Origin of the sequence: Pseudomonas putida (assembly GCA_029953615.1) — a bacterium.
GTDB lineage: Bacteria > Pseudomonadota > Gammaproteobacteria > Pseudomonadales > Pseudomonadaceae > Aquipseudomonas.
The window spans coordinates 4,303,043-4,327,849 of sequence record CP124529.1 but is presented as its reverse complement, the minus strand read 5'-3'; the positions used below and the strand labels follow the sequence as shown (position 1 = coordinate 4,327,849).

Below are 24,807 nucleotides of genomic sequence, written 5' to 3'. Positions count from 1 at the left end.
GCGCTGCGAAGAGGCCAGTAAAGCCCATGCATTTGCAACGGCCATACCGGCCTCTTCGCAGCGCAAGGCTGCTCCTACGAGAGCGCTCAGGCTTCGCCGACAAACGCCTGCACTTCGATCTCCACATCCACCCCCAGCGCCAATGCCGAAGCCACGGTCGATCGCACCGGCAGCGCTGCGCCGAAGAATGCCTTGTACACCTCGTTGAAGCCGGCGAAGTGGCTCATGTCCGACAGCCACACCGTGACCTTGACCACCTGGTCGAAACGCGCACCACAGGCCGCCAGGCTTTCGCCGATGCGCTCACAGGCGGCGCGGGTCTGGGTCTGGATGTCACCGCGTACCACTTCGCCGCTGGCACTCATCGGCACCTGGCCAGAGAGGAACAGGAAGCCGCCGGCTTTCACCGCACGGGAGAACGGGAACGGCAGGCTGCTGGGAAAACGCTGGATATCATTACTCATGGGACGCTCCTTTCAGGGTTGCTCGAAACGGGCCGGGGACAGGCGCTCGGGCACCACCCCCTGGCTGACAAGGCCAGGACACAGGGCCTGGCCCAGCAGCAGGTCGGCGGCCAGGCGCGAGGCGCCCGCAGCCGACTGGATGCCATAACCACCTTGTGCCGCCAGCCAGAAGAATGCTGGCGCATGCGCATCGAAACCGATCACCAGGTCGCCGTCGGCGACGAACGAGCGCAGCCCCGCCCAGGTATGGCTCGGCCGGCGGATCGCCAGGGTGGTCATGGCTTCGATGTTGTAGATGCCCAACGCCACGTCGAACTCCTCGGGTGCGGCGTCCTGGGGTTCGACCGGATCGGCATTGGCCGGCGAACCCAGCAGTTGGCCGGCGTCGGGCCTTGAAGTAGAAGCTTTCGTCAACGCCAATCACCGCCGGCCAGCGGGCGAAGTCCTGGTCTGCCGGGCCGGGGAAGGTAAAGGCACTGCGCCGGCAGGGTTGCAGGCCGATAGGCGCCACACCGCACTGTTCGGCCACGCGATCGGCCCAGGCGCCTGCGGCATTGACCAGCTGACGGGCCTGCACGCGGCTGCCATCGCCCAGCTCCACCAGCCACTGGTCATCCAGGTACCAGGCCTGGATCAACTCGGCGTTGCAGCGCAGCTCACCGCCAGCGGCGCGATAACCGCGCAGGAAGCCCTGGTGCAGGGCATGCACGTCCAGGTCCATGGCACCCGCTTCGAGCACCGCGCCAGCCAGGGTCTCGCCACGCAGGCTCGGCACCAGGGCCAGGGCGGCGTCGCGGTCAAGCAGGCTGACCTCGGTGCCATTGGCGAGGTTTTGTGCATAGGTCTGCTCAAGCAGCGCGCGCTGTTCCAGGCTGGCGACGTACAGGCAGCCGCGCGGTTCCAGCAGCGGGTGCTCGCAGAAGCCTTGCGGTGGTGCTTCGTAAAAGGCCCGGCTGGCGCGGGTCAGCGCCTGGATCTGCGGGGTGCCGTAGGCCTCCATGAACATGGCTGCCGAACGCCCGGTGGAATGGTAGCCAGGCTGTGCCTCACGCTCGAGCATCAGCACTTCCTGCTGGCCGGCCAGGCGATAGCCCAGGGATGCACCGGCAATGCCGGCGCCGATGATCAGGGTGTCGTAGATCGGGGTCATGCACGCTCCTGCCTGGCAAATTATCATTTGTGAGAATTCTAATATATGAGAATTTACGAATACGCAAGGGTCCAAGGTAAGATGCCCGACTTACGCCGCATGCCGAGATGCCCGAATGCCCGCTGCCCTACCCCTGCTGGACCGTGCCGTAGTCGGCCAGCGCCTGCGCCAGGTGCGCAAGACGCGCCAGATGACCCTCAAGCAATTGTCCGAAGCCAGCGGCGTCCCGTTGTCTACCTTGTCGAAGATGGAGCTGGCGCAGGTCTCGGTCAGCTACGAAAAACTCGCCGCCGCCGCCCGTGCGCTGAATGTTGACATTGCCCAGCTGTTGCGCGCCAGCGGCACGGTTACCGCACCTGTGCCGGTGACCGTGGTGGTCGATTCGCTGCCGGCGGCGGCAGGTTACTCGACCGGTACTTATGACTATCACCCCATCGCGGGCGACTTCCCCGAGCGGCGCATGACCCCGGCGTATGCCCGCATCATTGCCCGGGAACGCGGCCAGTTCGACGATTTTATCCGCCACCCCGGGCAAGAGTTCGCGCTGGTGCTGAGCGGGCGCGTGCGGATCGAGTTCGAAACCGGCGAAGCGGTGAGCATCGGCCCGCAGGAGACAGCGTATTTCGACAGCCAGGTGGGGCATATCTACCTGTCGGAAAGTGACGACGGCGCAGATGCGCATGTGATGGTGGTGATGACTGATCGTTGACCGGATGCAGCCTGCCAGGGCCCTATCGCCGGGGCAAGCCAGCTCCCACCCGACCGCATCAACCTCAAGGCCTGCGCAGTACCTGTGGGAGCTGGCTTGCCGGCGATAGGGCCCTGGAAGGCTGCACCCAGTTATAACCTAATAACGAACAAGTCTATTTGGCTATAAAAAAATCTATATGCTGGCTGCATCCGATAACGGGCAAAGTTGGGCAGTCGAGTAGCGTATGGATGTAGGTTCTTTCGGTTTCACCATTGCAGGCTTGATCGTGGGTTTCATCGTCGGCATGACCGGCGTTGGTGGCGGTTCGTTGATGACCCCTATCCTGTTGTGGTTCGGCATCAGCCCGGCAACGGCCGTCGGCACCGACCTGCTCTATGCCGCCATCACCAAGGCCAGTGGCGTCTGGGTGCATGCGCGCAACAAGAACGTCGACTGGAAGATCACTGGCCTGCTCAGCCTGGGCAGCGTGCCCGCGGCGGCGCTGACCCTGTGGTTCCTGAGCAGCCTGCACACCGACACCTCGGCGCTAAACGCCGTCATCAAGCAAGGCCTGGCGGTGGTGCTGATCCTGACCGCGCTGGCCATCCTGTTCAAATCTCGGCTGCAGGCTTTCGCCAGCCGCCATGCCGCTGACCACTACCACCTCAGCGACCGCAGCCTGAACACCCTCACCGTGCTCACCGGCGTGGTGCTGGGGGTGATGGTCACCCTCACCTCCATCGGCGCTGGCGCACTGGGTACCGTGGCGCTGTTCCTGCTTTACCCGTTCCTGGTCACCCGCCGCCTGGTCGGTACCGAAATCGCTCACGCCGTGCCGCTGACCCTGGTGGCGGGCCTGGGCCATGCGGGCATGGGCAACATGGACTGGTCGCTGCTGGGCTACCTGCTACTGGGCTCGCTGCCAGGCATCTACCTGGGTAGCCACCTTACCGGACGGATTTCCGACCGCGTGTTGCGTCCGTGCCTGGCAGCGATGCTGCTGCTGATCGGCTACAAGCTGGCGTTCTGACCTTCAGCCCAGGCGCAGGCGCCACTGCCCGGTAAAGCTCAGCTCCAGGCGCGATAGCGGCAACACGTCGATCCGCTGGCTGGCACTCATCGGGCAGCCAAGCACCTGCACCAGCACGGCGCGCATGACCATCGGGTGGGTAACCGCCAGCCATTCGCCCGGCCTGTCGAAAGCTGCCAGCCAGGTGGCGACGCGCTGGCAAAGTACGGCGAACGACTCGCCGCCGTGCACATCACTGGTCGGGTCCTGCAGCCATTCGGCCAATGCGTGCGGTTGCTCGGCTTGCAATTGCTTCAGCGTAAGCCCCTGCCAACGCCCCAGGTCGCAATCGGCCAACGCCGGCTCGACCTGCACCTGCTCCGCCAACCACGCTGCCGTTTCACAGGCTCGCCGCTCTGGCGCGGTCAGCAGTTGCGCACCGGCAAGATCGGCGAAAGGCTGCTGGGTCAACGGCAGGATGCCGTCGTCCGCACGGTGCAGGCGCCCGGTCTTCTGGGCCTGGGTCAGGGCGTGGCAGATCAGGGTCAGGCGGACGGCTTTCACCGGGTTTATCTCGCAGCGGACTGGGGCGCATGGTTTAGCATGTTGTGGCAAATTCTGCCGCAACAATATGGCACCGGCTGCGCCGGTGTTCGCGGGTATGCCCGCTCCCACAGGGATAGCGCATGGCTTGCCGGCGAACGGGCCGCACAGCGGCCCCGGTGTCAGAAATTGATGTTCAGCGAAGCGAACACCGCCCTGCCCGGCTGGTTATAGGTATTCGCGCCCGAAGTACTGGCGTTGCCACCACGCAGGATCTGTTTGTCGAACACGTTGTTCACCCCCACCCGCACGTCGTAGTTGGCGTTGAACTTGTACCCGGCACTCACATCCACCAGGCCGTAGGCTTCCACATCCTGTTGCGCGGCCTTGTCGTAGTCTTGCTGGGTGCGGTCGTTGAAGGTCGGCGACTTCTGCTTGCCGAAGTAGGTACCCGCCACCTGGAACGACAGCTGGTCGGTGGCGCGCCAGTCGAGGGTGGTGTTGACGGTGTATTCCGGAATCACCGACAGCGGCTCGCCGGTCTCGCGGTTGTCGTTGTCGAGCATCCAGGTCAGGTTGGTGTTCCAGTCCAGGGCTGGGGTCAACTCGATGAACAGGTTGCCTTCGATACCTTCCACCCGCGCCTTGCCGGCGTTGTCCCACTGGGTCACGCGGCTGCCGGTACCGATGGTGTACAGCACATCGGTATCGCCGATGATCTTGTTCTTGTAGTCGTTGCGAAAGTACGTGGCACTTGTGCGCCAGGTACCACGGTCGTACAACAGGCCGATTTCCTTGTTGACGCTGATCTCGGGCTTGAGGTCGGCGTTGCCCTGCAGGTAGCAGCCACCATTGTTGGTCTGCTGCACGCTGCAGCCGTTGCCGCGGCTGTAAAGCAGGTAGTTGGGGTTGGACTGGTACAGGTTCGGGGTTTTGTAGGCGCGCGCGATGCCGCCTTTGACCGACAGTGCTTCGGTCAGCTTGTGCGACAGGTTCAGGCTGGGGCTGAAGTTGTCGCCGAAGGTTTCGTGATGGTCGAAACGCACGCCCGGGGTAATGGTGGTATCGCCGACAATGATGTTGTCCTCGACGAACAATGCATAACTGCGGGCGGTCATCTTCGAGCTGCTGCGGTCGAAACCGACCAGCCCGTCATTACCGTTGGGGTCCGAGCTTTGCGGGCGCAGCGAGCCCTGGTCATTGAGCGTTTCGTACAGGTATTCGCCGCCCAGGGTCAGCACATGCTCGGTGCTGCCCATGGCGAACGGCAGGTTCACTTCACTGCTCAGGCGCGTGTTGCGCAAGCGCGACATGGCGGCGCCTTCGGCGTTGGGCGCACCTTCGGTGCGGCCTGCCAGGCCCTCGTTGAGGCGCCAGTTGCGCATGTACTCGTAGGCCAGCACGGTCTTGCTGGTACCCCAGGTGAAGTCCCCCAGGTGGGTCAGGTCGTAGGTACTGCGCTGCATCACATTGGTTTCGTGGCCGTACAGGCTGGACACGAACCCGACATCGCCACCGCCATTGCTGTTCATGGTGTCACCGGCAAAGATATTGCCCTGGCGGCTGTAGCCGGCGCTGGCCTCGAGGCGGTGTTCGTCGTTCAGCTTCCAGCTCAGCAGGCCATTGATGTCCTTGTTGCGCACCCCTTCACGGCCCGCCACCAGCGCACTGGTGGCATGCCCGGCGTTGATGTCCAGGTCGTCGGCGTCGGTCTTGGCCAGGCCGCCGTACAGCCGGAACCCGAGGTTGTCGGTCAGGCCGCCACCGAGGTTGAAGTTGGCCCGGCGGCTGGCGCCCTCGGCGCTGTCTTGCGGCAACTGGGTGTACAGGCTGACGCTGCCCTTGAGTGCGTCGGTGGGCCGCTTGGTTATGATGTTGACCACCCCGCCCATGGCACCGGAGCCGTAACGTGCGGCCGCCGGGCCACGCAGGATCTCGATGCGCTCGACCGCTTCGGCCGGCACCCAGTTGGTTTCACCGCGGGTGTCGCGGTCGCCGTTCCAGCCGTAGCGCACGGCATTGCGTGCGCTGGATGGCTTGCCGTCGATGAGGATCAGGGTGTTTTCCGGCCCCATGCCGCGCAGGTCGATCTGCCGGTTGTTGCCACGCGCGCCGCTGGCACTGTTGCCAGTCAGGTTCACCCCGGGTTCGCGGCGGATGATGTCGGACAGGTCATTGGCCGGCGGGTGGCGCTTGATGTCTTCGGCGGTAATGATCGAAGTGCCCAGCGCCTGGCGTGCCTCGCGCTCGGCGGTAACCAAGGTGTCCTCGATCACCAGCGCGTTGTCGGCGACCGGTATCTCCAGCACCTCACCCGTGCGCTGTTCTTCGGCCTGGACCACGCTGGTCACCATGACCGGTGATGCCAGCGCGACGAACGCCAGGGCCAGGCTATTGGGTGAAGTCTTGCACTGCATGGGTACATCTCCTGCGATTCATGAGCGAAACGGCACATCCCTGTCGGAAACCGGGAGCCCTCGCCCACCGGCCTCGCAAACACAGTTTGGTGGCCAACAGGGATGGTAAATATAGAGATTCGCAAATGAGTTTAAATCTTATTTACGAAGTTTACATGTTTGTAACGGAACTTTGCTGACACCATGGAGCTGCCGACGCTGCGGTGCAGCCCGACTATGCGCACTGTTGCTTTCGTACAGTTGCCCGATTTGCATCCTGCGTGAGGGCTCCTACAGTTTCGACGTAGCCCCTCTGCCGAGCCCCCTGATGCGCAGCCGCGAAGAAAGCCACGCCACGATCGCTACCAGGCCCTTGTCGAAGATCCCTCGCAGCGTCTGGGCGCTGGGCTTCGTATCGATGTTCATGGACATTTCCTCGGAAATGATTCATGCCCTGCTGCCCCTGTACATGGTCACCGTGCTTGGCACCTCGGTAGTGGCGGTGGGCTTTATCGAAGGTATCGCCGAGGCGACCGCCTCGATCACCAAGGTGTTCTCCGGCGCCCTTAGCGACCGGCTGGGCAAACGCAAGCTGCTCACGGTGCTGGGCTACGGCCTGGGGGCGTTGACCAAGCCGGTGTTCCCCATGGCCTCCGGGCTGGAGTGGCTGACCATGGCACGCTTCGTCGACCGGGTCGGCAAGGGTATTCGTGGGGCGCCGCGCGATGCACTGGTAGCCGACGTCACGCCTGCTGAACTGCGTGGTGCAGCCTTCGGCCTGCGCCAGGCGCTGGATACCGTGGGCGCCTTCCTGGGGCCGTTGCTGGCGATCTTGCTGATGTGGCTGACGGCGAGCCATTTCCAGACGGTGTTCTGGGTGGCGGTGATCCCGGCGTTCGTGGCGGTATACATCCTCATCGCCTTTGTGCGCGAACCTGAAACGCCGGCCACCACCCGGCCGGTGCGCTCACCGTTGGCGCTGCACCAGCTGGCCCGGCTGGGCCCGGCCTATTGGCGGCTGATCGGCCTGGCCACGCTGTTCACCCTCGCCCGCTTCAGCGAGGCGTTTCTGTTGCTGCGCGCCCAGGACATGGGCCTGGCGCCGCTGTGGACGCCAGCAGTGCTTGTGCTCATGGCCCTGGCCTATTCGCTGTCGGCCTACCCCGCCGGGGTGCTATCGGACCGCGTAGGCCGTCGCGGCGTGCTGATGACCGGGCTGGGCCTGCTGGTCGCCGCCGACCTGCTACTGGCCCTGCTGCCAGGCTGGAGCGGGTTGGTCATGGGGGTAGCGGCCTGGGGCCTGCACCTTGGCTTCAGCCAGGGGGTGTTTGCCGCCATGATCGCCGACAGCGCCCCTGCCGACCTGCGCGGCACCGCCTTCGGCCTGTTCAACCTGCTGACCGGCGTGGCGCTGTTGGTAGCCAGCGTGGTGGCCGGGCTGCTGTGGGATGGGGTCGGCTTCAAGGCAACATTCCTGCTTGGCGCAGCGTGTGCCGGCAGCACCCTCGTCGGAGTCGCTTTGCTCAGGTCAGGCCCGATCACCTGCAAGCCGAACTAGGCCAGCGCTGGCTGCTGCTCCAGTAGCGACCAGCCACCATGGCCATTCCACTTCCAGTCGATGGGTATGGAAACCTGCCAGCGTGCTGCGGTGCCCGACACTGACCAGCAACGCCCCTGGCATTTCCGTGCGCAACAGCGAATACAGGGCATGCTCGAGCCCTTCGTCCATGGCCGAGGTGGACTCGTCGAGGAACACCACCTGTGGCCGGTTGAACAGCACCCGGGCAAACGCCAGGCGCTGCTGCTCCCCGACCGAGAGGATATGTGACCAGTCACAGCTGACGTCCAGTCGCTCGGCCAGGTGGGCCAGGTTGACCTGGTACAAGGCCTGCTGCATCCGCGACTCATCCTCAGGCTTGCCGGCCGCCGGGTAGGCGATGACGGTGCGCAGGTCACCTAGCGGCAGGTACGGCCGCTGCGACAGGAACAGCGCCTGGTGGCCCAGCGGCCGCCTGACTTCACCCTCGGCGTACGGCCAGAGGCCCGCCAGCGCACGCAGCAGCGTGGTTTTGCCGCTGCCCGACGGCCCCTTGATCAACAGCGCCTGGCCGGCGTGCAGCTCAAGGTCCAGGTTTGCGATAAGGGCATGCCCGTCCGGGCGCTGTACCTGCAGGCGGCTTATCGCCAAGGCATGCTCCTGGTTTTCGGTGAGGACGCGCGGTAAAGCACTCGCCTGCTGATTGGCATCGAGGAAACCGGTAAGACGGTCGAGGGTAGCCCGGTACTGGGCAAACGCATCATAGGACTCGCGGAAGAACGACAACGAATCCTGCACCTGGCCAAAAGCCTGGGAAGTCTGCATCACATCGCCCAGCTTGATCGCCCCGCTGAAGAAGCGCGGTGCCTGCAGAATGAACGGGAACACCACTGCTACCTGGCTCACGCCCAGGTTGAAACCACTGAATTTCAGGTTCCGGAATACCAGCGCCCAGGCATTGACGATCAAGGCGGCAAAGCGCCCCAGCAAGGTACCCCGCTCGACCTCCGCGCCCTGGTAGAAAGCGATGTTCTCGGCGTTTTCGCGCAGGCGCATCAGCGCGTAACGGAAGTTGGCAGTGAGCTTTTCGTTGAGAAAGTTCAGGCGGATCAGCGGTCGCCCGAGACGGAAGGCGATCCAGGTGGCGACGATGACATACAGGTACACGGCAAACACCATCGCTCGGGGAATCTCCACACCGGCAACAGCCAACGGCGCCGACAGCCCCCACAGGATGCCGGTAAATGCCACCAGCGAAACCAGCGCACTGACCGCGCCCAGGGCAAGGGTCACCGAATTGCTGACAAAGGCGTTTACGTCCAGTTCGATACGTTGGTCGGGGTTGTCCACGGGCTCGGCGAGGAACTGGCCACGGTAGTAGGCATCGCCGTGCATCCAGTCGTGGGTGAGGCGCTCGGTCAGCCAGACCCTCCACTGGATGCTGAACGCCTGGCTTACATAAAAGGTGAACAGTGAGCGCAGCACATGGATAGTGGCCAATACCGCGAAGACGCCGAGCAGGTACCAGAAGGCGGCTTGGTCAAGGCCCTGCAGGGCGCTGTAGAAACCGTTGTACCAGAACGAGAACAGCACGTTCAGGCGCACCGAAAATAGCGTCAGTACCAGCAGCAGGGCGAACACCAGCAACGGCCGCCAACTGCGCCTGAAACTGAAATAGGGCCCGGCAAGCTGCCAGAACTGGCTGCCCCAGCGCGTACAACGTACGGCCAGTGTGGCGGCTGCAGTGAAGCAGACGAGGGTGATGAACGAGGCGATTGCCAGCCAGCTCAGGCTCTCTTGCAGGGCCTGGTGCCAGTTCATTTCCATAGTAGGTATCCGTGCTGAGTATTTCCGCGAGCGTAGCATTGACCTGTGATTCGTCAGGCATAAATGACGCACATTTCATGATTGTTTTGGGAGCTGCGCGGGGCCCTGTGGGAGCGGCCGTGGCCGCGAACACCGGCGTAGCCGGTGCCATGCACCGCGTCGCCTGCTTCGCGGGCTTGCCCGCTCCCACACAGGGGATTGCGTAGGGCTGGAGATTTTTGCGCCACAAAGACAAAACCCCCATACCTGCATGTGCAGATAGGGGTTTTGCGAAATGAATCTTGACGATGACCTACTCTCACATGGGGAAACCCCACACTACCATCGGCGATGCATCGTTTCACTGCTGAGTTCGGGATGGGATCAGGTGGTTCCAATGCTCTATGGTCGTCAAGAAATTCTGTTGCCAGAATGTCTTTTGAACACTCTTGGCTAATTCGGATATGTGATTTTGTGAAGTTGCGAACTTTCGGTTCTTTCGTCTTCACCACCACAATTTGGCTTTCGTGCGCAAATTGCTTGGGTGTTATATGGTCAAGCCTCACGGGCAATTAGTATTGGTTAGCTCAACGCCTCACAGCGCTTACACACCCAACCTATCAACGTCGTAGTCTTCGACGGCCCTTCAGGGGATTCAAGATCCCAGTGAGATTCTCATCTTGAGGCAAGTTTCCCGCTTAGATGCTTTCAGCGGTTATCTCTTCCGAACATAGCTACCCGGCAATGCCACTGGCGTGACAACCGGAACACCAGAGGTTCGTCCACTCCGGTCCTCTCGTACTAGGAGCAGCCCCTCTCAAATCTCAAACGTCCACGGCAGATAGGGACCGAACTGTCTCACGACGTTCTAAACCCAGCTCGCGTACCACTTTAAATGGCGAACAGCCATACCCTTGGGACCGGCTTCAGCCCCAGGATGTGATGAGCCGACATCGAGGTGCCAAACACCGCCGTCGATATGAACTCTTGGGCGGTATCAGCCTGTTATCCCCGGAGTACCTTTTATCCGTTGAGCGATGGCCCTTCCATACAGAACCACCGGATCACTAAGACCTACTTTTCGTACCTGCTCGACGTGTTTGTCTCGCAGTCAAGCGCGCTTTTGCCTTTATACTCTACGACCGATTTCCGACCGGTCTGAGCGCACCTTCGTACTCCTCCGTTACTCTTTGGGAGGAGACCGCCCCAGTCAAACTACCCACCATACACTGTCCTCGATCCGGATAACGGACCTGAGTTAGAACCTCAAAGTTGCCAGGGTGGTATTTCAAGGATGGCTCCATGAGAACTGGCGTCCCCACTTCAAAGCCTCCCACCTATCCTACACAAGCAAATTCAAAGTCCAGTGCAAAGCTATAGTAAAGGTTCACGGGGTCTTTCCGTCTAGCCGCGGATACACTGCATCTTCACAGCGATTTCAATTTCACTGAGTCTCGGGTGGAGACAGCGCCGCCATCGTTACGCCATTCGTGCAGGTCGGAACTTACCCGACAAGGAATTTCGCTACCTTAGGACCGTTATAGTTACGGCCGCCGTTTACCGGGGCTTCGATCAAGAGCTTCGCTTGCGCTAACCCCATCAATTAACCTTCCGGCACCGGGCAGGCGTCACACCCTATACGTCCACTTTCGTGTTTGCAGAGTGCTGTGTTTTTAATAAACAGTCGCAGCGGCCTGGTATCTTCGACCGGCATGGGCTTACGGAGCAAGTCCTTCACCCTCGCCGGCGCACCTTCTCCCGAAGTTACGGTGCCATTTTGCCTAGTTCCTTCACCCGAGTTCTCTCAAGCGCCTTGGTATTCTCTACCTAACCACCTGTGTCGGTTTGGGGTACGGTTCCCAGTTATCTGAAGCTTAGGAGCTTTTCTTGGAAGCATGGTATCAACCACTTCGTCGCCTAGAGGCAACTCGTCATCAGCTCTCGGCCTTGAAATCCCGGATTTGCCTAAGATTTCAGCCTACCACCTTAAACCTGGACAACCAACGCCAGGCTGGCCTAACCTTCTCCGTCCCTCCATCGCAATAACTGGAAGTACAGGAATATTAACCTGTTTTCCATCGACTACGCTTTTCAGCCTCGCCTTAGGGACCGACTAACCCTGCGTCGATTAACGTTGCGCAGGAAACCTTGGTCTTTCGGCGTGCGAGTTTTTCACTCGCATTGTCGTTACTCATGTCAGCATTCGCACTTCTGATACCTCCAGCAAGCTTCTCAACTCACCTTCACAGGCTTACAGAACGCTCCTCTACCGCGTCATCAAAGATGACACCCGTAGCTTCGGTGCATGGTTTGAGCCCCGTTACATCTTCCGCGCAGGCCGACTCGACTAGTGAGCTATTACGCTTTCTTTAAAGGGTGGCTGCTTCTAAGCCAACCTCCTAGCTGTCTAAGCCTTCCCACATCGTTTCCCACTTAACCATGACTTTGGGACCTTAGCTGACGGTCTGGGTTGTTTCCCTTTTCACGACGGACGTTAGCACCCGCCGTGTGTCTCCCATGCTCGGCACTTCCAGGTATTCGGAGTTTGCATCGGTTTGGTAAGTCGGGATGACCCCCTAGCCGAAACAGTGCTCTACCCCCTGGAGTGATACATGAGGCGCTACCTAAATAGCTTTCGAGGAGAACCAGCTATCTCCGAGCTTGATTAGCCTTTCACTCCGATCCACAGGTCATCCGCTAACTTTTCAACGGTAGTCGGTTCGGTCCTCCAGTCAGTGTTACCTAACCTTCAACCTGCCCATGGATAGATCGCCCGGTTTCGGGTCTATACCCAGCGACTAAACGCCCTATTAAGACTCGCTTTCGCTACGCCTCCCCTATTCGGTTAAGCTCGCCACTGAATATAAGTCGCTGACCCATTATACAAAAGGTACGCAGTCACCTAACAAAGTAGGCTCCCACTGCTTGTACGCATACGGTTTCAGGTTCTATTTCACTCCCCTCTCCGGGGTTCTTTTCGCCTTTCCCTCACGGTACTGGTTCACTATCGGTCAGTCAGTAGTATTTAGCCTTGGAGGATGGTCCCCCCATATTCAGACAAAGTTTCTCGTGCTCCGTCCTACTCGATTTCATTGACAAGAGATTTTCGTGTACGGGGCTATCACCCACTATGGCCGCACTTTCCAGAGCGTTCCACTAATCTCAAATCAACTTAAGGGCTGGTCCCCGTTCGCTCGCCACTACTAAGGGAATCTCGGTTGATTTCTTTTCCTCAGGGTACTTAGATGTTTCAGTTCCCCTGGTTCGCCTCTTGCACCTATGTATTCAGTACAAGATACTCAGCTTGTGCTGAGTGGGTTCCCCATTCAGAGATCTCTGGATCACAGTCTGTTTGCCGACTCCCCAAAGCTTATCGCAGGCTACCACGTCTTTCATCGCCTCTGACTGCCAAGGCATCCACCGTATGCGCTTCTTCACTTGACCATATAACCCCAAGCAATCTGGTTATACTGTGAAGACGACATTCGCCGAAAATTCGCATGTTGCGCTTTCGCGCAGAACTCACAAATTTTACCTTAGCCTGATTAACCAGCAGTGAAACTGGTCATCAGTCTATATCTATCACATATCCGAATTTTTAAAGAACGGTCTGACAAAAGCCAGAAATCAACATTCGATGCGAATGTTCATTTCCAGGTTCTGATCAGGAACAACACAAGACCTGTTCAAGGCCCTGATCGTCTTCAACCATGAATCAAGCAATTCGTGTGGGAGCTCATCAGCAGGCTGATGTCGTCGATTAAGGAGGTGATCCAGCCGCAGGTTCCCCTACGGCTACCTTGTTACGACTTCACCCCAGTCATGAATCACACCGTGGTAACCGTCCTCCCGAAGGTTAGACTAGCTACTTCTGGTGCAACCCACTCCCATGGTGTGACGGGCGGTGTGTACAAGGCCCGGGAACGTATTCACCGCGACATTCTGATTCGCGATTACTAGCGATTCCGACTTCACGCAGTCGAGTTGCAGACTGCGATCCGGACTACGATCGGTTTTGTGAGATTAGCTCCACCTCGCGGCTTGGCAACCCTCTGTACCGACCATTGTAGCACGTGTGTAGCCCAGGCCGTAAGGGCCATGATGACTTGACGTCATCCCCACCTTCCTCCGGTTTGTCACCGGCAGTCTCCTTAGAGTGCCCACCATAACGTGCTGGTAACTAAGGACAAGGGTTGCGCTCGTTACGGGACTTAACCCAACATCTCACGACACGAGCTGACGACAGCCATGCAGCACCTGTGTCAGAGTTCCCGAAGGCACCAATCCATCTCTGGAAAGTTCTCTGCATGTCAAGGCCTGGTAAGGTTCTTCGCGTTGCTTCGAATTAAACCACATGCTCCACCGCTTGTGCGGGCCCCCGTCAATTCATTTGAGTTTTAACCTTGCGGCCGTACTCCCCAGGCGGTCAACTTAATGCGTTAGCTGCGCCACTAAAATCTCAAGGATTCCAACGGCTAGTTGACATCGTTTACGGCGTGGACTACCAGGGTATCTAATCCTGTTTGCTCCCCACGCTTTCGCACCTCAGTGTCAGTATCAGTCCAGGTGGTCGCCTTCGCCACTGGTGTTCCTTCCTATATCTACGCATTTCACCGCTACACAGGAAATTCCACCACCCTCTACCGTACTCTAGCTCGCCAGTTTTGGATGCAGTTCCCAGGTTGAGCCCGGGGCTTTCACATCCAACTTAACGAACCACCTACGCGCGCTTTACGCCCAGTAATTCCGATTAACGCTTGCACCCTCTGTATTACCGCGGCTGCTGGCACAGAGTTAGCCGGTGCTTATTCTGTCGGTAACGTCAAAACAGCAAGGTATTAGCTTACTGCCCTTCCTCCCAACTTAAAGTGCTTTACAATCCGAAGACCTTCTTCACACACGCGGCATGGCTGGATCAGGCTTTCGCCCATTGTCCAATATTCCCCACTGCTGCCTCCCGTAGGAGTCTGGACCGTGTCTCAGTTCCAGTGTGACTGATCATCCTCTCAGACCAGTTACGGATCGTCGCCTTGGTGAGCCATTACCCCACCAACTAGCTAATCCGACCTAGGCTCATCTGATAGCGCAAGGCCCGAAGGTCCCCTGCTTTCTCCCGTAGGACGTATGCGGTATTAGCGTTCCTTTCGAAACGTTGTCCCCCACTACCAGGCAGATTCCTAGGCATTACTCACCCGTCCGCCGCTGAATCAAGGAGCAAGCTCCCGTCATCCGCTCGACTTGCATGTGTTAGGCCTGCCGCCAGCGTTCAATCTGAGCCATGATCAAACTCTTCAGTTCAATACTGCTTGGGTTTTTAAGAAACCCTAAACTTGGCTCAGCAATCTCAAATGACTATGTGATTTCTCGCATGGCCACTTGTGATGCTGATAATCTTTGTGACTATCAGCCCATACTCACAAGCACCCACACGAATTGCTTGATTCGATTTGTTAAAGAGCGTTTGGTTAAGAGCTTTTCGTCTCAACCGAGGCGCGCATTCTACGCTTTCCTCATTTGCTGTCAAGCGTTTATTTTGAAGTTTTTTGCGAGAAACTCGTTTAGCTTCAAACACTTGACTCAACAGGGTGGCTGGCTTTGCTTCGCTACCGCGTTGGAGTGGTGCGCATTATAGGGCGGCTTTTCAGGAGGTCAACCTTTAATTTCAATAATTTAGAATCTTTTTGAAAAAGACCGCGTCAGAGCCGCCAGGTGCTCGCCACACCACCTTCAGCGCCTATGAGATCGAGCGCCGCCCGCGCGGCGCTTCGCAGCACAAGGCTGCTCCCACATCTGTTTCGGGCCAGTAACGTCAGTGCCAGCGCACGCGACCGCCTTGTCTGCGCGGCGGGCAATCGCTAAGGGGCCGAAATAACTACGCCACGCACCTTGCCCCCTTCCCTCGTAATTGCGCACTATATTGCTCACCCCAACCCGCCAAGGATCGCCGCACGGAAATGAACACCCAGCCCCGCAGCCTGGCCGCTACCCTCTTCCCGATCGGCCTGCTGCTCATCGCCATGGCATCGATACAGTCTGGTGCTTCCCTGGCCAAAAGCATGTTCCCCCTCGTCGGCGCCCAAGGCACTACCACCCTGCGTCTGATCTTCGCCAGCATCATCATGCTGCTGATACTGCGCCCGTGGCGTGTCCGCATGACCACCAACACCCTGCGCAATGTCATCATCTATGGCATGGCGCTGGGCGGCATGAATTTCCTCTTCTATATGGCCCTGCAAACAGTGCCGATCGGCATTGCCGTGGCGCTGGAGTTCACTGGCCCGCTGGCCGTGGCGATCGTCTCCTCGCGTCGACCGATCGACTTCCTGTGGATTGCCCTGGCTATCGTCGGCCTGTTGCTATTGCTGCCGGCCGGCCATGGCGGGCAGGCCCTCGACCCGGTCGGCGCAGCCTACGCCCTGGGCGCGGGCGTATGCTGGGCGCTGTACATCCTGTTCGGGCAGCGTGCCGGGGCCGAGCATGGTATCCAGAGTGCCGCACTGGGCGTAGTGGTCGCCGCGCTGTTCGTTGCCCCCGTCGGTATCGCCCATGCCGGCAGCGCCTTGCTCACACCTTCATTGATCCCCATGGCACTGGGCGTCGCGGTACTGTCCACTGCTCTGCCTTACAGCCTGGAAATGGTTGCCCTCACGCGCATCCCGGCACGCACCTTCGGCACCCTCATGAGCATCGAGCCAGCATTCGGCGCACTGTCCGGCCTGCTGTTCCTGGGCGAGGTGCTGACGATTACCCAGTGGCTGGCTATTCTGGCAATCATTACCGCGTCGGTCGGTACCACCCTGTCGATGCGCAAGGAGCCCAGCCCGGCCGTCGCAGCAGACTGATATGAGAAATATTTTCATTTGAGACAGGATTAATGATTGTAGCGACCCTTCTCGCTGATTAAGCTGTCACAGAATCATCATCTTTACGCTATCTACTGGACCGAACACGGACGCTGGGGATATTTCAGGAAGAACCGAAGCGATAACGACGGGGCCAGACAACTGATCCGCCCTGCATTTAAGGACAGGAATGAAACGTATTTTGCTCATCCTGGCCATCTTGGCTATTGCTGGATGTGCCGCCACGGCCAAGACTGAGGTCAAAAGGGGCAAGAAGGGCCTGCATATCAACTGCTCCGGCCTTTCTTCATCGTGGGACAACTGCTACAGCAAGGCCGCGACCTCTTGCAGCACGCGCGGCTACCGGGTCATTGCCCGCTCGGGCGATACTGATGAAGAACCCGGTGACTACTTGTTCGGGATCAACCCGGCGGGTTACACCAGCCGCAGCATGATCGTCATCTGCAAGTAGAAAACAGGGCAGCTCTCAAGCTGCCCTTTTCATTGGCTCACATTTTTCCTTACAACGGCGCGGTGCGCGCTTCCAGCCAGGCCAGTGCCTCCCCCTTGAGCAAGGGCGCCAGGCGCTCGCGCACCTTGAGGTGATAACCGTTCAACCAGTCCAGCTCTTCCCTGGCCAGCAGCTCGGGCAACAGGCAACGGGTGTCGATCGGGCACAGCGTCAGGGTCTCGAAGTTCAGGAAGTCGCCGAAGGCGCTCTTGCCAGCCTCGCGGTTGACCACCAGGTTCTCGATGCGTACCCCCCACTGCCCCGGGCGATACGTACCCGGCTCGATCGAGCTGATCATGCCCACCTGCATCGCCGTCTGCGGGGCGGGCGCCGCCTGGTAGGCAATCACTTGCGGCCCTTCGTGCACATTCATGAAGTAACCTACCCCATGCCCGGTACCGTGGCCGTAATCCACCTGATCAGCCCAGATCGGTGCCCGGGCAATGGCGTCGAGCAACGGCGACAGCACACCACGCGGGAAGGTAGCGCGCGACAGGGCGATCATGCCTTTGAGCACGCGCGTGCAATCCTGCTTCTGCGCCTGGCTCGGGTTGCCCACCGGCACCATGCGGGTAATGTCAGTAGTGCCGCCAAGGTACTGGCCGCCCGAATCGATCAGCAGCAACCCGTCGCCCTCGATGACTGCATGGGACTGCTCCGTGGCACGGTAATGCGGCATCGCGCCATTGCCATTGAAGGCGGCAATGGTCGAGAAACTCAACGACACGAAGCCTGGCCGGCGAGCACGCGCGGCACTCAACTGCTCGTCGATCGTCAGTTCGGTAACCCGCTCCCGACCGAGGCTGGCCTCGAGCCAGGCGAAGAACTCGCACAAGGCCGCACCGTCCTGCTCCATTACCTGGCGGATGTGTACCAGGTCTTCGTCACCCTTGCACGACTTGCTCAGGGTGCTGGGGTTGAGTCCTTCGACCAGTTCCACCTCGGCCGGCAGGTTGTCCAGCAGGCCACAGGTCACCCGGGCCGGGTCGATCAGCAATCGGCTACCGGCCGACATCGCGGCAAGGGCCTGGCCGGCTTCGGCGTAGTCGCGCACTTCGATACCGTCGGCCGCCAGCACCTGGCGCAGATGTTCGTCGAGCTTGTCCTGCCCAACGAACAGGATGGCCTGCTGCTGGCTGATCAGGGCAAAGGCCACGAACACCGGGTTGTAGGGCACATCGCTGCCGCGCAGGTTGAACAACCAGGCAATGTCATCCAGGGTAGCGATGAAGTGCCAGTCGGCCCCCTTGGCCTGCACGCTCTGGCGCAACTGTGCCAATTTTTCCGCACGGCTCACCGTGGCCTGCGGTGGCAAATGCTGGTAGACCGGATTGCCCGGCAGTGCCGGGCGCCCCTCCCAGACCTGGCCCAGCAGGTCCTTGTCAGTCACCAGTCGCGCCCCGCGCGCTTTTCAGCCGCTCACCCAGCTGGCGCGCCGAAGCCAAGGCCATGACCGCGCCATCTACCGCCACCTTGCCATTGGGCTCGACGTGATCGCTTAGCCATTCCAGCGCGCCAGGCTTGCCCGGCAGCAACTTCATCAACTCGATGCCACTGTCTGCCAACTCGTGCTCCGCCTGTTCCCAGTAGCGGCTATCGACCCACAACCCGGCAAAGCCAGCCGTAACCACCAGCGTGCCGACCGAGCCGTGGAAACCCGACAGCCACTGGCGCCCCTGCCAGTAACCGGGCAGGTATTCGGAAAGATGGGGGTCGGCCGAGGGTACCAGCAAGGCATCGATGCCCTCTGCTGCCATGGCCTGGCGCACCTGCACGAGGCGCTGCGGCACGCTTTGCCCAACGGTGGTCTGAACGTTCATGCGCTCTCCTGCGGCTACATCACGGTTTATCCAGTGCGCCGATAATGGAACAGCCGCCGCAGCCCTGCAATCTTGGCGACCGACACACGGCATGCATTGCCCGTCACGCCCTGCGCATACCAGACATTTCCTACAGAAGGGCTAGGACCACCGATCAAGTTTCGCTGAACTTCCTCAAAGCACCGGCTTCACACTCAGTACATTCATTGCATACAGGCAAATGACCATGCCCAATGGCTGCGCCCCTAAAAGCGGCGTGGTGCTGCTCGACACCCGCGCGCACACCCCCGACCACGAGCATGCCGTACACCTCAAGCTTGCCGATGGCCTGGCCCGCCTGCTTGGCTGCCCGCACGTGCAACCCAGCCAGCCACCAAGCGCCACCGATGGCTACTACTACCTGCCCACCGAAACCCTGGTCGATCCCAAGCGCCATGCTGCCTTGGGCATATCCAGCGAGCAGGACCTGTTCGGCGGCCTGGTCGCATACCCCTACATGGCGACCAAGGCAATCTCCCATCCGCTGCCGGCAGGCGCCAGTTTCCCGCCGGGCTGGACCGACGCCTTCGCCCGGCAAGCCAGCGACGCCCTGTTGCGCGGCTATAACGTGTTCAGCAAGGCCGATGCGCGCATCGCCGCACAGCTGTTATTGACGGACGGCCCGTTGCGAATAAAGCCGGTGCTTGCCTGCGCAGGCCGTGGGCAACAGGTCATCACCACGGTGGATGAACTGGAACCACTGCTGGCCGGCATGGATGAGCAGGACCTTTCGTTATGGGGGCTGGTGCTCGAGGAAGACCTCAGTGAAGTGCAAACCTTCAGCGTCGGCCAGGTACGCGTCGCCGGCCTGACCTGTAGCTATCACGGCACCCAGCAGCTCACCCGCGACCATCAGGGCACGCAAGTGTATGGCGGCTCCGACCTGGTAGTGGTACGCGGTGACTACCAGGCACTGCTGCAACTGCCGCTGGACGAGCCGCTGCGCCTGGCGATCAACCAGGCGATGGCCTACGAGCAGGCCGCCGAGCAGCACTTCCCCGGCTTCATCGCCTCACGGCGCAACTACGACATCGCCCGCGGCGTCAACCATCAGGGCCACCTGCGCAGCGGCGTACTCGAACAATCCTGGCGCCTGGGCGGTGCCAGCAGTGCCGAGCTGCTGGCCCTGCAAGCGTTCGCCGACGACCCGGCATTGCAACGGGTGCGTGCCTCCACCCATGAAGTGTTCGGCACCCCCGAACTGCCCACTGACGCCACCCTCTTCTACCAAGGAAACGACAGTGAACTCGGACAACTCAGCAAATTTGCGCGGATTCGCGAACATGACCATTCAGAGTGAAACCGTTGAACTGCAGGTCGAGGATGACAGCATCGTCGGCACCCTGGTCAGCCCCGGCAGCAAGATGCCGGGCATCCTCTTCGTCCACGGCTGGGGTGGCAGCCAGCAACGTGACCTGGCCCGCGCCCGGCATATCACCGGGCTGGGCTGTGTGTGCATGACCTTCGACCTGCGCGGCCACGAAAAAACCGAAAGCCAACGGCTGACGGTCACCCGCGAGCAGAACCTGACAGACCTGCTGGTGGCCTATGACCGGCTGGTAAGCCACCCGGCCGTCGACAGCAGTGCCATCGCCATCATCGGCAGCAGCTATGGTGGCTACCTGGCCACCCTGCTGACCCGCGAGCGGCCGGTCAAATGGCTGGCCCTGCGGGTACCCGCCATGTACTGGGACGACGAATGGAACCTCCCCAAGCAAACCCTCGATCGGCAACGGCTGAACGCTTACCGCCAGCGCCCGCTCGGCCCGGCGGACAACCGCGCACTGGCAGCCTGTGCCGAGTTCGGCGGCGATGTGCTGCTGGTAGAGTCCGAACAGGACGACTACGTACCACACAGCACGCTGATGAGCTACCGCTCGGCATTTGTCAGCGCCCATTCGCTCACTCACCGCATCGTCGACGGTGCCGACCACGCCTTGTCCAGCGAAGAGAGCCAGAAAGCCTACAGCTCGATCCTGGCGGCATGGGTCAGCGAAATGGTCATTGGCGCCCGCCTGGACCGTTACCCGCACTACGCACCCTGGTATGCCTGAGGCCCACCTACCAGGCACTGCAGGCCGCCATCGGCGCCGCGTACCAGGCTGCGCAGGGTCTGGTATGCGGCAAAGTTGACGCTACGCGCCTGATGCTGGCCAAGCAGTTCAAGCAACGGCTCCTCGTTGAACAGCACGGCCGCGGCCGCCCACGCCTGGCGGGACTGCCATTGCAGGTACTGCAACACCCGGCTGCCATCGTCACTGGCCTGGATACTGAAACCCTGCAACCCTTCGCAGCGCGCGGCCAGTTCTTCGCTGCGTGCCACCAGCGCCTCGGCCAACGCCTGCTGGCAGCTGCCGGGCACCTCATATTCGATCATCTGGGTAAACCACAGGGGGTGGGATGTTGCCATCATGAATGGTCTCCTGCTGACGGACGCATGCAGCGCGATGCCGAGCAGGGTAAAACCTCAAGTTATATCAAGGTCAAGCGTTTTTCCGCCTTGGGAACGCCCCGTACCCTAGCCCGATACCGCGAAGCGCCGCCGGTAATCACTCGGGGTCAGACCGGTGATACGCTGAAACACCTTGCGAAACGCCCCCGGGTCCTGGTAACCGACACCCCAGGCGATCTGCTCGACATTGCGCCGGGTGAACTCCAGCAAGCGACACGCCCGTCCCACCCTCACCTGCTGGCAGTACTCGGTTGGCCGCAGCCCCGTGGCAGCGCGAAAACGCCGCAGGAAGGTGCGTTCCTCCAGCCCCGCGCAGGCAGCCATGCCGGCCAGGTCGGCATCCTGCCCTCCATTGCCCTGCAACCAGTGCTGCACTTTCAGCACCGCCTCATCGCCATGGTCCAGGCGCGGGTTGAACACGGCACCGGGCAACGGCGCCGCAACCGGATCGACCGCCAGGTAGCGGGCAGTTTCCCGCGCCACCGTCGCGCCCATGAAGCGCTCCAGCAAGCGCAAGCCCAGCTCGGTCCAGGCCATAAGCCCGGCCGAGGTGACGATGTCTCCATCGTCCAGCAACGGTTGCTGGGCCTCGATCCGCACGCGAGGAAAACGCTGGGCAAGCGAATGCACGTAGTTCCAGTGGGTACAGGCCGGACGCCCATCGAGCAGGCCACTGGCGGCGATGAAGAACACCCCGATGCAGACTGATGCCAGCACCGTGCCGCGCCCGTGCAACTGGCGCAATGACGCACGGTGGCGCTCTAGCAGTTCACCCTGCGGTGCCGACTCCAGGCTCGGCGGAATGATCAGCACCCGCAGATCGGACGCGACGGCAGGTGGGCTCTCGAGGGCAGGCTGCAACTGCCCGGCCTCGTCCGCCTGCCAGAAGCTGATACGCACCGGCGGCAACTCGCGTGCCCCCAGTTCGCCAGCCACCCGGTTGGCCACCAGGAACAGGTCGGCAAGCCCATGCACGGCAGCGCGCTGCGCACCGGGGTATAGCAGCAGGCCGATGTCCAGGCTGGCAGGGTTGTCAGTTTTTGCCCGCATAGTGTCGTTCGCGCCAATCCTCAGGTCAGTGCACACAGCCTATAACTAACGTCATCCAACGACTACTGCCACAGGAGGCAGCATGAGCAAGCAGGCGCTGATCATCATCGACATCCAGAACGATTACTTCCCGGGCGGCAAATGGACCCTCGAGGGTGCCGACCAGGCGGCCGACAATGCCGCCCGCCTGCTGGCGGCGGCGCGTCACCGGGGCGACCTGGTGGTGCATGTGCGGCATGAGTTCGACAGCGCCGATGCCCCGTTCTTCGCGCCAGGCTCGCAGGGTGCTGCCATCCACGCCAAGGTCGAGCCCAGGGCCGGTGAGCCGGTAGTGCTAAAGCACAAAGTGAACGCCTTCCTCGGGACCGATCTTGAGAATACGCTGGACCGGCATGGTGTCGAGGCCGTGACCATCGTCGGCAGCATGAGCCACATGTGCATCGACGCCGCCACCCGTGCCGCAGCCGACCTGGGTTATGACGTGACCGTGGCCCACGACGCGTGTGCCACGCTGCCACTGGAGTTCGATGGCAAACGGGTGCCGGCAGCGCAGGTGCATGATTCAGTGATGGCGGCGTTGGCGTTTGCCTATGCCAAGGTGGTCAGGACCGATGAGTTGCTGAATAGCTGATCAGGCTTGCTCAGCACCTGTGGGAGCGGGCGTGCCCGCGAATCAGGCGACGCGGAGGATGGCACCGGCGCCGCCGGTGTTCGCGGGCATGCCCGCTCCCACAGGTGGTGCAGCCCTGCGCGCCCTTAGATCACCACATTGCGCACAAACCGCACAGCCTCCACCCCGTCGTTGCGATACGCATACCGGCAATTGCTGGGAAACACATGGAACTGCCCCACCTGCAGGCGATGCTCGGCCCCTTCGATAACCAGCGTCAGTTGCCCTTGCGCCACATAGATCTGCTCGCTCCAGCCCTCGGCATCGGCCTCGCTGGAATAGCACTCGCCCGGTGCCAGGGTCCATTCCCACAGCTCCACCTCCCGCCGCGCCACACTGCTGCCCAACAGCACCGCCCGGCTCTGCGGGTGCTCGCCGGCCCAGGCCAACTCGTCGATGCGCCCGGGGTCACGCTGGTCAGGTGCCTGGATCAGGGTACTGAAAGCCACGCCCAAGGCTTCGGCAATCAGGTCGAGCGTGGTCAGGCTCACATTCTTTTCGCCCGCCTCGATCGCCACCAGCATGCGCCGGCTGACGCCGGAGCGCTCGGCCAGCGCCGTCTGGCTCATGCCGACGGCGGTGCGCAGGCTGCGTACATTGAGGCTGACATGTTGCAGCACCGAGGCCCGGTGCGAAGAATCTTTGTGCACTATATTGCTCACTGGTCGATATTGCGCAGTATACTGCCCACTTTGCGGCGATTGTGCGCCGCCCTCTCCGAGTGCGCAAGACCATGAACCAGCCCAGCAGCAAGCCGACCTCCGCCGTTACCTTTCACCTGAGCAAGGCCGAGCTGGTACTGGTGTTCATCACCATGCTGTGGGGCGGCACCTTCCTGCTGGTGCACAACGTGATGACTGTCAGCGGCCCGATGTTCTTCGTTGGCCTGCGTTTCGCTGCGGCCGCGCTGTTCGTTGGCGTGGTCTCGGCGCGGGCGCTGCCCGGGCTGACCTTTACCGAACTGAAGGCCGGCATCCTGATCGGCGTGTCGATCATGCTCGGTTACGGCCTGCAGACCATGGGCCTGCAAACCATCAGCAGCAGCCAGTCGGCGTTCATCACCGCACTGTACGTGCCATTCGTACCGCTACTGCAATGGCTGGTACTGGGCCGGCGACCCGGCCTGATGCCCAGCCTCGGCATCTGCCTGGCGTTCACCGGGCTGATGCTGCTGGCCGGGCCTGAGGGTGGCAGCCTGCACTTCAGCGAAGGAGAGCTGGTCACCCTGGTCAGCGCCGTGGCCATTGCCGGCGAAATCATCCTGATCAGCCGTTACGCCGGCCAGGTCGATGTGCGCCGGGTGACGGTGGTGCAACTGGCAACCGCCTCGCTACTGGCGTTCCTGATGATCGTGCCGACCCAGGAACGTCTGCCCGACTTCTCCTGGCTGCTGCTGGCCAGCGCCGTGGGCCTGGGCGCCATGAGCGCGGTGATCCAGGTGGCAATGAACTGGGCGCAGAAATCGGTCTCGCCCACCCGTGCCACCCTCATCTATGCCGGCGAACCGGTATGGGCCGGGATCGTCGGGCGCATCGCCGGTGAGCGCCTGCCGGGCGTGGCACTGCTCGGCGGCCTGCTGATCGTGATCGCGGTGGTGGTCAGCGAACTCAAGGTTCGCCGCCCACGCGAGGCGGCTGAAGCACGAGAAGAGCAGGAAGAAGGCGAACGCCAGACGGGGCTGTAAAGCCGCCAACTACGGCTATGCTTTGTAAAAAACTGTTATAAAAAAACAGCTTGTCACAGCCTGTTTGTATGATTCTGCGACAGCTTGCGTGTTGGTGATCAACCCCGCGGCACGTATGATTCTTTGCAAACTTCTCCAGAATA

15 protein-coding genes, 3 rRNA genes and 3 pseudogenes are annotated in these 24,807 nt (G+C 61.0%); 9 read left to right on the top strand and 12 right to left on the bottom strand.

Annotated elements, in window-relative coordinates; genetic code table 11:
* Positions 1-86 precede the first annotated feature (86 nt).
* Together QIY50_19840 and QIY50_19835 are read right to left on the bottom strand one after the other, a co-directional pair.
* Entirely contained in the window at positions 87-464 is a 378-nt protein-coding gene (locus QIY50_19840; protein WGV19577.1) for a RidA family protein, read from the bottom strand.
* Between the two features lie 12 nt (positions 465-476).
* Positions 477-1,614: pseudogene (locus QIY50_19835) on the bottom strand (FAD-dependent oxidoreductase).
* A gap of 115 nt (positions 1,615-1,729) precedes the next feature.
* Between QIY50_19835 and QIY50_19830 the strand changes: the two are divergent.
* Together QIY50_19830 and QIY50_19825 are read left to right on the top strand one after the other, a co-directional pair.
* The gene (locus QIY50_19830) at positions 1,730-2,323 is read left to right on the top strand and encodes an XRE family transcriptional regulator (protein WGV19576.1); all 594 of its coding nucleotides are present in this window, start codon (positions 1,730-1,732) and stop codon (positions 2,321-2,323) included.
* A 226-nt stretch (positions 2,324-2,549) separates the two neighbouring features.
* On the top strand, positions 2,550-3,335 hold the full coding sequence (locus QIY50_19825) for a sulfite exporter TauE/SafE family protein (GenBank protein ID WGV19575.1): 786 nt from the start codon (positions 2,550-2,552) through the stop codon (positions 3,333-3,335).
* 3 nt (positions 3,336-3,338) lie between these two features.
* On the opposite strand, the gene QIY50_19820 is transcribed toward QIY50_19825, so the two are convergent.
* Together QIY50_19820 and QIY50_19815 are read right to left on the bottom strand one after the other, a co-directional pair.
* Complete coding sequence (locus tag QIY50_19820; GenBank protein ID WGV19574.1) at positions 3,339-3,878, bottom strand: histidine phosphatase family protein; 540 nt, start codon at positions 3,876-3,878, stop codon at positions 3,339-3,341.
* A gap of 161 nt (positions 3,879-4,039) precedes the next feature.
* Positions 4,040-6,274 (bottom strand): TonB-dependent siderophore receptor, encoded by a 2,235-nt coding sequence (locus tag QIY50_19815; GenBank protein ID WGV19573.1) that lies wholly within the window; start codon positions 6,272-6,274, stop codon positions 4,040-4,042.
* A 307-nt stretch (positions 6,275-6,581) separates the two neighbouring features.
* Between QIY50_19815 and QIY50_19810 the strand changes: the two genes are divergently transcribed.
* Entirely contained in the window at positions 6,582-7,811 is a 1,230-nt protein-coding gene (locus QIY50_19810) for an MFS transporter (GenBank protein ID WGV19572.1), read from the top strand.
* Here QIY50_19810 and QIY50_19805 read toward each other — a convergent pair.
* The 4 genes and pseudogenes from QIY50_19805 to QIY50_19790 all read right to left on the bottom strand — a co-directional run bounded on the left by QIY50_19805 (position 7,808) and on the right by QIY50_19790 (position 14,894).
* Positions 7,808-9,617 (bottom strand): annotated as a pseudogene (locus QIY50_19805) (ABC transporter ATP-binding protein/permease). The gene QIY50_19810 and the pseudogene QIY50_19805 sit on opposite strands and share 4 nt — an antisense overlap.
* Positions 9,618-9,896: 279 nt before the next feature.
* Positions 9,897-10,012, bottom strand: a 5S ribosomal RNA gene (gene rrf / locus QIY50_19800).
* Between the two features lie 135 nt (positions 10,013-10,147).
* Positions 10,148-13,040 (bottom strand): 23S ribosomal RNA (locus tag QIY50_19795).
* A 317-nt stretch (positions 13,041-13,357) separates the two neighbouring features.
* A 16S ribosomal RNA gene (locus tag QIY50_19790) occupies positions 13,358-14,894 on the bottom strand.
* The 16S, 23S and 5S rRNA genes sit together here, the layout of an rRNA operon.
* 656 nt (positions 14,895-15,550) lie before the next feature.
* Between QIY50_19790 and rhtA the strand changes: the two genes are divergently transcribed.
* Positions 15,551-16,438 carry a threonine/homoserine exporter RhtA gene (gene rhtA, locus QIY50_19785; protein ID WGV19571.1) on the top strand — a complete coding sequence of 296 codons (888 nt, stop codon included), beginning with the start codon at positions 15,551-15,553 and terminating at the stop codon, positions 16,436-16,438.
* 190 nt (positions 16,439-16,628) lie between these two features.
* Entirely contained in the window at positions 16,629-16,910 is a 282-nt protein-coding gene (locus tag QIY50_19780; protein WGV19570.1) for a hypothetical protein, read from the top strand.
* 49 nt (positions 16,911-16,959) lie between these two features.
* Here the strand turns inward: QIY50_19780 and QIY50_19775 are convergent.
* A pseudogene (locus QIY50_19775) lies at positions 16,960-18,769 on the bottom strand (aminopeptidase P family protein).
* Positions 18,770-18,989: 220 nt separating this feature from the next.
* On the opposite strand from QIY50_19775, the gene QIY50_19770 reads away from it, so the two are divergent.
* On the top strand, positions 18,990-20,108 hold the full coding sequence (locus QIY50_19770; protein ID WGV19569.1) for a DUF3182 family protein: 1,119 nt from the start codon (positions 18,990-18,992) through the stop codon (positions 20,106-20,108).
* The gene (locus tag QIY50_19765; protein WGV19568.1) at positions 20,092-20,862 is read left to right on the top strand and encodes an alpha/beta fold hydrolase; all 771 of its coding nucleotides are present in this window, start codon (positions 20,092-20,094) and stop codon (positions 20,860-20,862) included. Before QIY50_19770 ends, QIY50_19765 begins: the two co-directional genes overlap by 17 nt.
* On the opposite strand, the gene QIY50_19760 is transcribed toward QIY50_19765, so the two are convergent.
* Positions 20,841-21,221: an antibiotic biosynthesis monooxygenase gene (locus QIY50_19760; GenBank protein ID WGV19567.1), complete on the bottom strand. Its 381-nt coding sequence runs from the start codon at positions 21,219-21,221 to the stop codon at positions 20,841-20,843. The two genes, QIY50_19765 and QIY50_19760, sit on opposite strands and share 22 nt — an antisense overlap.
* 105 nt (positions 21,222-21,326) lie before the next feature.
* Positions 21,327-22,310 carry a helix-turn-helix domain-containing protein gene (locus QIY50_19755; GenBank protein WGV19566.1) on the bottom strand — a complete coding sequence of 328 codons (984 nt, stop codon included), beginning with the start codon at positions 22,308-22,310 and terminating at the stop codon, positions 21,327-21,329.
* Positions 22,311-22,392: 82 nt separating this feature from the next.
* Between QIY50_19755 and QIY50_19750 the strand changes: the two genes are divergently transcribed.
* Entirely contained in the window at positions 22,393-22,941 is a 549-nt protein-coding gene (locus tag QIY50_19750; protein WGV19565.1) for a cysteine hydrolase family protein, read from the top strand.
* A gap of 125 nt (positions 22,942-23,066) precedes the next feature.
* On the opposite strand, the gene QIY50_19745 is transcribed toward QIY50_19750, so the two are convergent.
* Positions 23,067-23,630, bottom strand: coding sequence for an XRE family transcriptional regulator (locus QIY50_19745; GenBank protein ID WGV19564.1), 564 nt, complete (start codon positions 23,628-23,630; stop codon positions 23,067-23,069).
* A gap of 83 nt (positions 23,631-23,713) precedes the next feature.
* On the opposite strand from QIY50_19745, the gene QIY50_19740 reads away from it, so the two are divergent.
* Positions 23,714-24,664, top strand: coding sequence for a DMT family transporter (locus QIY50_19740; protein WGV19563.1), 951 nt, complete (start codon positions 23,714-23,716; stop codon positions 24,662-24,664).
* The last annotated feature ends 143 nt before the right edge of the window (positions 24,665-24,807 follow it).